This is a genomic window from Asaia sp. W19, from assembly GCF_003994335.1.
Classification (GTDB): Bacteria; Pseudomonadota; Alphaproteobacteria; order Acetobacterales; family Acetobacteraceae; genus Asaia.
The window spans coordinates 1-12,484 of the sequence record NZ_PNQZ01000111.1 but is presented as its reverse complement, the minus strand read 5'-3'; the positions used below and the strand labels follow the sequence as shown (position 1 = coordinate 12,484).

At 60.1% G+C, this 12,484-nt stretch carries 10 protein-coding genes; 8 read left to right on the top strand and 2 right to left on the bottom strand.

Annotation, left to right across the window (positions count from 1 at the left end):
- The first annotated feature begins 335 nt into the window (after window positions 1–335).
- The 8 genes from katG (at window position 336) to C0V97_RS16990 (ending at window position 8,986) form a co-directional block, all read left to right on the top strand.
- Complete coding sequence (gene katG, locus C0V97_RS17025) at window positions 336–2,534, top strand: catalase/peroxidase HPI (RefSeq protein ID WP_233582248.1); 2,199 nt, start codon at window positions 336–338, stop codon at window positions 2,532–2,534.
- Window positions 2,535–2,587: 53 nt separating this feature from the next.
- On the top strand, window positions 2,588–3,064 hold the full coding sequence (locus C0V97_RS17020) for a pseudoazurin (protein WP_233582247.1): 477 nt from the start codon (window positions 2,588–2,590) through the stop codon (window positions 3,062–3,064).
- A gap of 40 nt (window positions 3,065–3,104) precedes the next feature.
- A complete protein-coding gene (locus C0V97_RS17015; RefSeq protein WP_158625466.1) occupies window positions 3,105–3,659 on the top strand; it encodes a cytochrome b in 555 nt (184 codons plus the stop codon).
- A 471-nt stretch (window positions 3,660–4,130) separates the two neighbouring features.
- Window positions 4,131–4,457: a phosphopantetheine-binding protein gene (locus C0V97_RS17010; protein ID WP_199751991.1), complete on the top strand. Its 327-nt coding sequence runs from the start codon at window positions 4,131–4,133 to the stop codon at window positions 4,455–4,457.
- Complete coding sequence (locus C0V97_RS17005) at window positions 4,454–5,704, top strand: beta-ketoacyl synthase (RefSeq protein ID WP_127103693.1); 1,251 nt, start codon at window positions 4,454–4,456, stop codon at window positions 5,702–5,704. Before C0V97_RS17010 ends, C0V97_RS17005 begins: the two co-directional genes overlap by 4 nt.
- Before the next feature lie 16 nt (window positions 5,705–5,720).
- Complete coding sequence (locus C0V97_RS17000; RefSeq protein WP_127103692.1) at window positions 5,721–6,539, top strand: pentapeptide repeat-containing protein; 819 nt, start codon at window positions 5,721–5,723, stop codon at window positions 6,537–6,539.
- A gap of 27 nt (window positions 6,540–6,566) precedes the next feature.
- Complete coding sequence (locus C0V97_RS16995; protein ID WP_127103691.1) at window positions 6,567–8,210, top strand: Hint domain-containing protein; 1,644 nt, start codon at window positions 6,567–6,569, stop codon at window positions 8,208–8,210.
- 5 nt (window positions 8,211–8,215) lie between these two features.
- On the top strand, window positions 8,216–8,986 hold the full coding sequence (locus C0V97_RS16990) for a hypothetical protein (protein ID WP_148114960.1): 771 nt from the start codon (window positions 8,216–8,218) through the stop codon (window positions 8,984–8,986).
- Window positions 8,987–9,113: 127 nt separating this feature from the next.
- Here the strand turns inward: C0V97_RS16990 and C0V97_RS16985 are convergent, their stop codons facing one another.
- Together C0V97_RS16985 and pgm are read right to left on the bottom strand one after the other, a co-directional pair.
- On the bottom strand, window positions 9,114–10,508 hold the full coding sequence (locus C0V97_RS16985; protein WP_158625465.1) for a S9 family peptidase: 1,395 nt from the start codon (window positions 10,506–10,508) through the stop codon (window positions 9,114–9,116).
- Between the two features lie 319 nt (window positions 10,509–10,827).
- Window positions 10,828–12,474, bottom strand: coding sequence for a phosphoglucomutase (alpha-D-glucose-1,6-bisphosphate-dependent) (gene pgm, locus C0V97_RS16980; protein ID WP_127103688.1), 1,647 nt, complete (start codon window positions 12,472–12,474; stop codon window positions 10,828–10,830).
- Window positions 12,475–12,484: the final 10 nt, after the last annotated feature.

The window sequence follows — 12,484 nt, the reverse complement described above, 5'->3', positions numbered from 1 at the left end:
AAGCGCCTGTCAGGACCGGAATGTCCCGGCGCCCCCGTTTCCTGCATGGCACGGCGCGTTCCTGCCGATTAGGGGCATAAAGCAGCATGGATCTATCGTTTTGAAGCATGAAACCCAGGAAGCCGGAAGCGGGCATGCCGGGGAGAAAAGCGCGGTAGTGCCTGTCAGAGATATAGAGACAAACGGTTGGAGTAATAAGCCGAGAGTTCCTAGGACAATTCCAACAGTAATGACCGTGCAGAAACCATGGTTGTTATTCATTGTCTTGGAGTTCGGAAATGAGATTGCTGAAATTCGGCATGGCGGCGTTGATCGCGACCACGACCCTGACCACGATGCCCAGCGCAGCCCGTGCAGACGGTATCGAAAACCCCAACGAATTCTATTGGCCCACACGGCTCAGCCTGGCACCGCTGCGCCTGCATGATGCGGCGTCGAACCCCTACGGACCCGATTTCGTCTATACCAGGGACTTCCGCAAGCTGGATCTCGAGGCTGTCAAAGCCGATATCCGCAAGACCCTGACCCAATCCCAGCCCTGGTGGCCTGCCGATTACGGCACTTACGCGCCGTTTTTCGTGCGTATGGCCTGGCACGCGGCTGGGACCTATCGCGCCATGGATGGGCGCGGCGGTGAAGAAGGCGCCGAGCAACGTTTTGAGCAGCTGAACAGCTGGCCCGATAACGCCAGTCTGGACAAGGCGCGCCGCCTGCTCTGGCCGGTCAAGAAAAAATACGGTCGCAACCTTTCCTGGGGCGATCTGATGGTGCTCACAGGGAATGTTTCGCTGGAGTCCATGGGCTTCAAGACGCTGGGCTTTGCCGGTGGACGCGCCGATGACTGGGAGAGCGAGCTGGTTTACTGGGGCCCCGGCACCCAGTTCATGAGTTCGAACGTCGATTCACAGATCAAGAAATCCAGTGTCGAGCCGGGTGGCCATCTGCCGAAGCCTCTGGCCTCGACCACCAAGGGGCTGATCTATGTGAATCCCGAGGGACCCAATGGCGTGCCGGACCCGGCAGCGGCGGCGCAGATGATTCGCCTCGCCTTCGGGCGCATGGCCATGAATGACGAGGAAACCGTTGCCCTGATCGCGGGCGGTCATACCTTCGGCAAGGCGCATGGTGCGGCTTCCGCCACCAAATGCGTAGGGGTTGCGCCTGCTGCGGCGCCTGTCGAGCAGCAGGGTCTGGGCTGGGCCAACCACTGTGCGCAGGGCAAGCTGAAGGCGACCGATGCCATTACCAGCGGGCTCGAGGGCGCATGGTCGGCCGACCCGATCCATTTCACCTCGCAATATCTCGATAATCTGCTGGGGCATGAATGGGTCAAGACCAAGAGCCCGGCCGGTGCCACGCAATGGGTGCCCAAGGACGCCGAGAATATCGTTCCCGATGCCAGCGACCCGAACAAGCTGCATCCGCTGATGATGTTCACGACCGATATCGCGCTGCGCACCGACCCCTCCTATCGGGCTATCATCACGCGCTGGGCCGCGCATCCCGAGCAGTTCGCCGATGCGTTCGCCCATGCCTGGTTCAAGCTGACCCATCGCGATCTGGGGCCGAAATCGCGCTATTTCGGGTCTGAAGTCCCATCCGCCGACTTCCTGTGGCAGGACCCGCTCCCCGCGGCTCAGGGTGCCACGGTCAATGCCGCCGATCTGCGTGAGTTGAAGAAGGCGATAGCGGCATCGGGGCTGACAGAGCGCGAGATGATCAAGACAGCCTGGGCGTCGGCAGCATCTTTCCGCGACTCCGATCATCGTGGCGGGGCCAACGGGGCGCGTATCCGTCTGGCGCCGGAGAGTGACTGGGCCGTGAACGACCCTGATGAGCTGAAAACCGTCCTGCCGAAGCTCGAAGCGGTCCAGCAGCATTTCAACAGGGGTGCCCACCATGGCCGCAAAATCTCCCTGGCCGATGTCATCGTGCTGGCGGGTAATGTGGGCGTCGAGCAGGCGGCCAGAAAATCGGGTGTTGCGCTGGATCTGCCTTTTGCCCCGGGGCGGGTGGATGCTGGTCCCGAGCAGACCGACAAGCAGTCTTTTGCCCTGCTGGAACTGAGCGCGGATGCGTTCCGCAATTATTATCGCGCCGAACCGGATGAGAAATCACCGACGCAGATGCTCGTCGATCGAGCCAGCAACCTCTCGCTGAGCGTGCCAGAGATGACCGTGCTTCTGGGCGGACTGCGCGTTCTGGATATCAATGCCGGTCATTCCGAGCAGGGTGTCCTGACCACGTCTCCTGGCATTTTGAGCAATGATTTCTTCGTCAATCTGCTCGACATGTCCACGCGCTGGGAAAAATCGGCCACGCAGCAGGGCGTGTATGACGGGCTCGATCGCGACACAGGCAAAAAGCGCTGGACGGCCTCCTCGGTCGATCTGATTTTCGGCGCGAATGCAGAGCTGCGCGCTGTGGTGGAGGTCTATGCCTCCGACGACGCCAAGGCGAAATTCATCAAGGATTTTGCCAGCGCCTGGACCAAGGTCATGACGCTCGATCGTTTCGACCTGCGTCGCAACTGACGTCTGACCATCAGATCTGCCCGCCATAGCGGGCAGAGAAGGGAGATTTTCCGATGAAGCGTTCCAGTCATCCCCGCCCCGCGATGGCATGTGCTGTTGTGACGGTCGCCCTTCTGGGGGGTATGGGCCTCCTCACGTCGCACGCTGCCAAGGCTGCCACTGTCGAGGTCAGGATGCTGAGCCACACTGCCACGGGCGGTCGGGGTTTCGAACCGGCGATCGTGCATATCCACAGCGGTGACACGGTGCATTTCGTTGCGGCCGATCCCGGTCACAATGTCCAGTCTCTCCCGGGTATGATTCCGCAGGGAGCGGAACCGTTTGCCGGACCCATGGGGCATGATCTGAGTGTGACATTCAGCAAGCCCGGACTATACGGCTATAAGTGTCTGCCGCATTACTGGATGGGCATGGTCGGACTGGTTGTCGTGGACAAGCCGGTCAACGAGCAGGAAGCCAAATCCGTTTCCCAGCCCGGCGCGGCGGGGGCACGTTTCCGCCAGCTCTTCGATACGCTCGATCACGGGTAGTCGGATCATGCGGAACCCGGGCCAAGGTCGAAGCCATCCTGTGAAGCAGCATTATACGCGCATGGCGAGCGTGCTTCATTGGCTCGTGGCTGTGCTGCTGGGTGCACAAATAATACTCGGGCTTGCCATGATGCATGGCGGCCTGAGCGAGGCCCGGTCTTTTGCGCTGTTTCAACTGCACTCTGAGCTTGGGCTTTGTGTGTTCATCGTGATTGCCCTGCGCCTGCTCTGGCGGCTCACCCACAGGACCCCGCCCTTACCGCAAGGCATGAGCCGACTGACACGAAATCTGGCTCAGGGCGTCCATACGGCGCTCTATATTCTTCAAGGCGGCGCTCCGATCAGTGGCTGGCTGCTCGCCTCTGCCCTGGCCCTGCCGGTGTCGTTCTTCGGCTTCGGCGATGTACCTCTTCTGTCAGGGGTGTCGGAGGGACAGTCGGAAGGCGCATTTCGCCTCATGCACCACTGGGCAGCATGGGGGTTAGGCGGGCTCGTGGTTGTTCATACCCTTGCCGCCTTGCATCACCGGTTGATCAAGGGTGAGCGCATATTCGACCGCATCAGCCCCTTCTATCGAACCGGACCTGACATCTGAGTCTGGTTTTACAGCCATCGAGGGGCCAGACAGCGTAGGCCGGTGGGGCTGGGCGAGCGGTTCCGTCATCTCGCGTGCCGCTCTGGCTGCATGGCAGCATGGCGTTCAGGTCAGAGCTGTATAGTTCGTGATGCTGCCAGACAGGATGCCAAATACTCGGTCGCGTACACAAAACTGTTATCTCATAATCGATTAAATATTAGCAATGATCGATTCTATAGAGCTCACAATATGGAAAAATACTGAATCGCTTAGGGTTTTCCCATATGTCGGGCTCCCTATGACCTTACTGTTCATGGTCGCATGAACTTTTGGTTCAGGCGGGGGGAATTTATTTCATTTGTCCTCGAAGTTAACGGTTCATATACGAAAACTATTCTCATATTGATCGCGCCATCACTGTATTGGCCCATAATGTGATGAATATTCCGGAATAAAGAACCAACAATCGAAATAAATGGACTCTGTGGGATGTCTCATCATATTGACGATGCTGTAATCGGCATGCTGGCGCGTCATTTCGATGTTGCGCCAGAAAACATCACGCCGGAAACCCGTTTTACGGAAGATCTCTCCGCCGATAGTTTTGATATCGTGGAACTGCTGTTCGAGATCGAGGAGCAGGCGGGCATAGCGATACGCGAGAGCTCCTTCCCGGTCATCGCGACGGTGGGTGATCTGCTGGATCTGCTACGCGCCGGATTCGACCATGCCGGGGTTGATCTCATTCTCACGCAGAAAACCGTCAAGGAGACTACTCCTGTCACGGCGGCGCCACTGACGGTCACTACGGGATGAACCACCGGCTCACAATGCCCAAACGCGTGGTCGTGACAGGAATGGGGATCGTCTCTCCACTTGCCGTCGGCGTGTCGAGCAGTCTGGAGGCACTGCACGCAAAAAGAACGCCATTGACGCGCGAGCGCTTCCAATGGGGCGGTTTTTCGCGCGCGCATGTCGTCGGGCGTGTGCCCTCCCGAACCTACAGGGTAGGGGGATATACTCCTGACGAATGGTTCTCCGCCAAGGAGCAGCGCAGGCTCGACCGCTTCATACAGCTTGGCATCGTCGCCGCGCGCGAAGCGGTCTGTCAGGCACGTCTGATGCAGCTCGACGCCGCGACCAGGGCGGGCATTGCCGTCAGCATTGGCTCCGGTATTGGAGGGCTCGATACGATCGCCCGCACAGCCAGCTCTGTTCCGGGGCAGGGGCGCCCGTTTTATTTGCCAAGCGTCTTGATCAATAGTTGCGCGGGCGAGATCGCGCGGCGCTACGGCTTTCTGGGCGGAGCGGAAGGCAATTCCGCCTCCTGTGCCACGGGGACGATTGCGATCGGCAAGGCGTTTCAGGCAATTCGGGACGGCTATCAGTCGATCGTGGTGGCTGGCGCCACAGAGGCGGCCGTCACCCCCGCCGGGATCAAGGTTTTTGCCGATCTGAACGCTCTGGCTGAGGCGACGGACCCGCACGCGGCCAGCCGTCCTTTCGACAGGGCGCGCACGGGTTTCGTTCTGTCGGAAGGGGCGGCGGTACTCGTGCTCGAGGCACGCGACCATGCGATCAGCCGTGGGGCTCCCATTTTGGGTGAGATCACCGGTTTTTCTCAAAGCGCCGATGCCCATGATCTCGTCGCACCGGATCCACTCGGACAGGGGGCCGAACGGGCAATGCGTGGTGCCCTGCGTGACGCGGGAATTTCTCCTGACGCAATCGGCTGGGTCAACGCGCATGCAACGGGCACGCCGCTGGGGGATGATATCGAGATCGGGGCCATAGAAGGCGTATTCGCCGGCTATGGAGAGGTCGTGGTGTCCTCGATCAAGGGCCTTACGGGCCATGCGCTGGGGGCGTCGGGTGCCATCGAGACTGTTCTTGGTATCGCTGCCATGCGCACCGGCATGATCCCGCCAAACTATAATCTGGAGCAGCCGAGCCGGGTCAGTTTCCTGAACAGGCCACAAAGCGATCTGCCTTACCGGGGTGGGTATTGCCTTTCCAATAGCTTCGGCTTTGGGGGCGTGAACGCCGCGCTCGTCTTTCACTAACCGGTCGAGAATAGGGATGACAGAAATGAATGCCGGAAGCTGGACGTTCGAGATCCGTGATGCCGTCAGGGGGCAGGTCATGCATAGCGTCGAACTCGACGAGACCGACCTTGCCCTCTCGCCCCCTGAACAGCGCGCAGAGGCGCTCTATGTCGCTCTTGAGCGTCATCTGCCGCTTGTCGGGGCTGATCTGAGCGACATGAACGCCGATTATATCGAAATGGGATACACCGATCTGATCGGTGTTGCCTTGCGCAATTCGCGGCTGCGGCGCGCCAATCTCAACGGTGTCAATTTCAGCGGGGCCGATCTTTCGGGGGCGGATCTTTCTGGCGCATCGCTGGTCGGGGCCCGTCTGTGCGGTGCCTCGCTCAGCGGGGCCTGTCTGCAGGAAGCCGATCTGCGTGGTGCCAATCTTTCGGGGGCTGTTCTGCTCAACGTCGATCTGAGTGGGGCCTTGCTGAATGGCGCCCTCCTCAATGGCGCAGTGTGCACAGGAACGGTTTTCGAGGGATGTGATCTGGCTTCGGCATCATCTTTTGGGGCCGAAATGAAACATGCCCGCTTCGAAGGGGCGCGATGGCGGGACATACCGCTTGCGCGGCGCCCCATACGTGTCAGTGGCCTGGATTATGACGTGACCATTCTCGAGCAGCATATCGTCGTCGGGTCCACGACCCTGACGATGAACGACCTCGCTCGTCTGGGCGAGCGGGAGGCTGTGAGCAAGGGTGGGGTGCGGGCCCTGCGTTTCATCAGAAATTTCAAAGGGGTGATCGAGAGCCTGTTCGCCTGCAGGGAACTCGTGCGCGACGTTCCGCAGATACAGATCTGATCGGCAGCCCATAAGGGGGAAATAAAAATGGCTGAATATAATCTGGGCAAAGAGACCGTTAATACGGGGTCCGGTGATAGCCCCAAATGGGAAGACAGGGGCCAGACCGGAACGGGGTATGTCCTGAATGCGGGCGATACGCTCAACGTCAATGACTGGGGAACGGCCACGAACTGCACTCTCAATGGCGGTACGGTCAATGGCAATAGCGGGGGTACGATCAACAATGCCACCATCAATTCCGGAATAGCGAATATCCAGGGCGCCACGGTCAATGGGGGAACCATGAACGGTGGCACGATGGTGGTGCGCAGCGGCACGCTGAGCGGAACGTTCAGAGTGACGGGCGGCAGCCTCACGATCGGTAATTCGAATGGCGTGGTTGGGACCAATAATACGATCATCAATCTTTCGGGTAGTGCAGCGGCGGCCATTTATAATGTAGCTGCAATGACCATCAATCTGGCCAGCGGTGCTTCGCTCAAGACCCGGATCAATGCGCTGCGCACCCTCACGATCAATACCACGGGCGAGAATTTCAGCCTCGATATCGAGGATCTCGATCCACGCACGATTACCGGTGTCACGCATGAGGCCAATCGCCTCATCATTCACACGACCAATGGCGATGTGACGATCAATGGCTCCATCCCTGGCTATCATTTCTCACCTGACGGGCGTGGTGGCCTGACCCTGACGGCATGTTTTGCCGAAGGGACGCTCATTGCCACCCCCCAGGGACTGCGCCGCGTCGAGACGCTGCGTATCGGGGATATGGTCGAGACGGATCTCGGCCCCCAGCCTGTCCGGTGGGTCGGTTACAAGCAGGTGCGGCTTCATGGGGCAAAGCCTGACGAAGCCCATCTGATCCGTATTCATGCCCACGCATTTGGCGCCGGGCGGCCCAATCGTACTCTATGGGTGACGCCTGAACACTGCGTTTCTCACGAAGGGGGGCTGGTCCCCATGCGCATGCTGGTCAATGGGGGGTCCATTGCGTATGACCGTACCAGACGCAGCTATACCTATTACCATATCGAAACGCCGGTCCATGCCATTCTTCAGGCTGAAAATCTCGGCATGGAAAGCTATCTGCCCGGTCTGAATGCCGTGGTTTTCGATAACCGGCATCCGGGGTCGGATAATGTGCCGGGAAATGCGCATGGCAAGGCACGACTGCCTCTCATCGTAGCGCGCGACCGTATTGAACCGCTCTGGGCTAGTCTCGCGACGCGCTCGGCCAGGCTTGGCCACGCGGTCAGCGTGACAGGGGGCGAAATGGGCAGGACCGATATCCGCCTCGTCACGGCGGAAGGCAAGGCGTTGACGCGTGTCGATCATGCCGTTGCGGGACAGGCGGCCTTTGTGCTGCCGCCCTATACCCGTGCGGTCATCATTCGTGCCACGGCCAGGCGCCCGGACCAGGTCATTGGTCCTTTTATGGATGATCGGCGTCGTCTCGGCGTCAGGGTCGGCACGGCCTATGTGCAGGATGAGGGCGGTTGCGACGTGATCACCCATCATCTGACGACAAGGGCGCTTGGTGGATGGCATGAGATCGAGGACGGAGATACGCGCTGGACATCCGATAGCGCTGTTCTGCCTCTGCCTGAATTCCCGGTGGAGGCGCGCGTGAGGCACCTGATCCTCGATCTCCCCGATATGGTGTGATGCCCATGCTCTCGACCGCGAGCAGCGCCCGGCCTCAGCCAGGCTCCTGGGCGCAAATCGGATCATGGCACCGTCTGGAGCGTGACGGTGCGGTCGCCACGGCAGTGCCTTTCGATGCGCTGCCGGGGGATTTGCGGGTTGATACGCCCGATGGCGCGGTGGCTATCGCCGATCTGTCTATCGGTGATCCCCTGACGCTCTATGGGGCCGCACGACCCGCCATCAGAGAGCTGCGCGGTGTAAGCGAATATCTCTGGATTGGAGGAGATCATCCGGATAAGGGCGTGCGGCTCGATGTCTATGCCTCTGCCTCGGTTGGGGGCGACCTGGCGCTGCCCATGAACTGGCGTCCCAAGGAGCCGATCCAGCCGGCATTTCGTCTTGGCGTCACGCCCACACGTCTGTTCCGGATTGAACTCGACTTGCCCGGTATGCCCGACGCAACCATACGGCTGAATGACATGCCCTGCCGTCCTGCGACGCTGGACGAGCAGCGCACCCATTCATGGCGCATTCTGATCGATGGTGTCTCTGCTCCAATCCATGCCCAACGCAACGGGCATGTCCTGATTCGTCTTCCAGCCGGGGCTTCGAAAATTGAGATATCGGGGGAGGCAAGCGTCGATCATATGGACGCTGCCGTCTTCACTTTGTGGGATACCTTGGAAACACGCATTCTAGAGGCGCATGATCTGCACCGGTCACCTGACCGTCTCGTCCTGAATCTCGATCGCCACTCCGGTCATCTCGGTATGCTCTCGATCACCTTTCCCTGACGGTCGTCGTCTCCCTGCGAGCGGTCATCCGACTCAGCAGGCTGGGTCGGGCTCCGCCGCAGCCTCATTCTCTCGGAAGGCTATACGCTCGCCATATGACTGCTTGGCCCCATGCGGGCTCCGGAGATCACGGATGAAGCTGTGCCTTGAGCCAGTCCGAGACAAGGTCGAGCGCACTTGCGTCGATATCCTCCTCGATCAGGCTATATTCCCCTGAACTTCCCGTTTCTGCCTTTTGCAGGAGATGATTGAGACCGGGGAGCTCAACGATTTGCGCCTGGTGATTTGCGGCCAGAGCCCGATGGAAAGCGGGTAGTGCAATATCGGCCGGAACCTGGCGGTCCTTGCTGCCAATCACGGCCAGAACCGGGCATCGTACCCGCGCCAGATCAGATGCGGGGTCGTAGCGATCCATGAAGCGTATGGCGGGCATGGTGACGATTCGCATATCTGCAGGAAGCCCTGTTTTCGTTCCCTTTATTTTGTTCCATGCAGAATCTGCCGCCTGATCAGCCTCCTTCTGGCTCTGGTCGGGCGTCATGGCATCCATCACGGCGATAAAGTCCCTGTCACTCTCACGGGCAACGGCTTGAGGTACCTGACTCTGCTTCATGGCCCAGTCTCTCTGGGCGAGCATGATCGGTCTCCCTGGTACCGGGGGCGCCTCGAGCAGGACGATGAAGGTCACGCCGGGGTCGTGTGCGGCGATCATGGAGGCGATCATGCCCCCTTCGCTATGGCCCATCAGCCCGATGCGTGTGGGATCGATGGCAGAGTGGCTGCGCAGGAACCGCAGTCCTGCCTCCGTATCCTGCGCGAAATCCCGTGTTGTGGCGCTCTCGACCGGTCCAGTGGAGCCGCCTCTCATGCGGTCATCGACGCGCAGCACAGCAATACCCTTTCGCGTCAGCGTGTCTGCCCAAACAAGAAAAGGCCTATGGCCGAACGCCGTCTCGTCGCGATCCTGCAAGCCAGATCCCGTGATAAGCAGAACGGCAGGAAAGGGTCCCTTGCCCTGGGGGAGGGTGAGCGTACCAGCCAGATGAGCCGGTCCGGAAGGATTGTCGAAACTCACCTCCTCACTGCGATATGGGAAGGGCGGCTTGGGTATTTGCGGGCGTTTCTGGACCTCTTCGGCTGCGCCATGCGTCATTATCAGCGGCAGGGAGTTGTTCCGCTGTGACCATTCCCCATCGAGAGTCCGATTGTCGTCACGGATCTTGGCGACATAGCGCGCCGAGAGGCGAGGGAGGGTGAGCGTGAGGGTCTGGTTGTCGAGGCGCACGGTTTCCACGGGAATATGGAAAGCCCCCTGGGCGGGGCTGTCCATGGTGGCGGTCAGGATGTCGCCCTGTGCCGCAAGGTGCAGCACCACAGGGAGAGAGATACCCTGTCTGAGCGTGAGCATGCCGCGCCAGTCTCCAGCCAGATCCCGGACTGCGGCATGAGCGCCGTTGGCGCCTGCTCCGAGAAATGCCGAAATACCCGCCATGACACCGAGAGCGCGGAAAAATCGTTTCATCCCCTCATCCCCATTCGCTGGACGGGCACTCACGATGCGGATTGTCCACATTACCGCAGTATTGAAAACCCGCCTCACCAAAAGAATTTGCGCCGACTACGCGCTCAGGAAAAGTTTAACAGGCACAACGCATGGAGACGTCAACAAGGCTGTCAGCGTTCCGGATATTCTAAGTTCGGAATTCGTGATTATTTGAGTAGCATCGATGAGCGGTGAGTTCCCGGCATTCCTGTGTCTGACCCGAGGGAGTTTTGCGGGGAGGCTCGCATAGGGGCGGGGAGAGCTCTCTCGCGGTCCAGGTCGCGAGAGAGCGCCGGGGTCAGGCGACGAACAGAGCCGAGATGGCTGCCTGTGCGTCGCTCTGGATCTGCTTGAGATGGGCCTCGCTCACAAAGCTCTCGGCATAGATCTTGTAGACATCCTCGGTGCCTGAGGGACGCGCAGCGAACCAGCCATTGGCAGTCGTGACCTTGAGTCCCCCAATCGGCGCATCATTGCCTGGTGCGCGTGTCAGCTTGGCGAGCACCTTGTCCCCTGCCAGATGGGTCATCGGCAGTTGCTCGGGGCTCAGCTTCGAGAGGATGGCCTTTTGAGCAGGATTCGCTGCGGCATCGATGCGCTGATAGAAGGGCGCGCCCAGCTCAGCGGTGAGGTCGGCATAGTGTTCAGCGGGCGTCTTGCCCGTGACGGCCGTGATCTCAGCCGCCAGCAGACCCAGAATCAGCCCGTCCTTGTCGGTGGACCACACCGTTCCATCCCGACGGAGGAAGGAGGCGCCAGCGCTTTCCTCGCCGCCAAAACCCAGCGATCCGTCATACAGGCCATCGACGAACCACTTGAATCCGACCGGCACTTCAACGACGTCGCGGCCGATCTTGCCTGCCACGCGGTCGATCAGCGCGGAACTGACCAGCGTCTTGCCAATCCTGGCCTCCGCGTTCCAGCCAGGACGGTTATTGAAGAGATACCAGATGGCGACGGCGAGATAATGATTGGGGTTCATCAGCCCGACAGGGCGCGAGACGATGCCATGACGATCGGCATCCGTATCGGTGGCAAAAGCGACATCGAACTGTGACCCCATGCCGATGAGCCGCGCCATGGCATACGGGGAAGAGCAATCCATACGGATCTGTCCGTCCCAGTCTGCGGTCATGAAGCCGAAAGCCGGGTCGAGCTCATCGCTGACAATGGTGGCTTTCAGGTCATAGCGCTTGATGATGGCCGGCCAGTAGTCGAGTGCTGCGCCGCCCAGCGGGTCGATGCCGATACGGATGCTGGATCCGCGAATGGCGTCCAAATCGATCACGGCACCCAGATCATCCACATAAGGCGTGATGAAGTCATGGCCACGCACGCAATCGGCCTTGCGGGCCTCCTCATAGGGGAGGCGATGCACGTCCTCGAGCCCCGCGCTCAGGAAGGCATTGGCCTGGTCCTGCACCAGCTTGGTGATGTCGGTATCGGCTGGGCCACCATGGGGAGGGTTGTATTTGAAACCGCCATCGACGGGCGGATTATGCGATGGGGTGATGACCACGCCATCGGCAAGACCGGTGCTGCGACCCTTGTTATAAGTCAGGATGGCGTGGGACACGACCGGTGTCGGGGTAAAACGGTCATGACAATCGATGCGGACCTCGACACCATGAGCCGCAAAGACCTCGATGGCGGAGCGTTGCGCCGGGGCGGAAAGCGCATGGGAGTCGATGCCGATGAAAAGCGGACCATCGATTCCCTTGTCCTTGCGATAACGGCAGATGGCCTCGGCGATGGCCAGGATATGATTCTCGTTGAAGCTTGTATGGAGGGAGGAGCCACGATGCCCCGAGGTTCCGAAAGCGACGCGCTGTGCAGCGATGGCGGGGTCTGGCTTGCGATTATAATAGGCGCTGATCAGGGCCGGGATATCGGCAAGGGCGTTTTTGTCCAGCGTCTTGCCGGCGAGGGGGCTGACAGAGGTCATGGGAACTCGG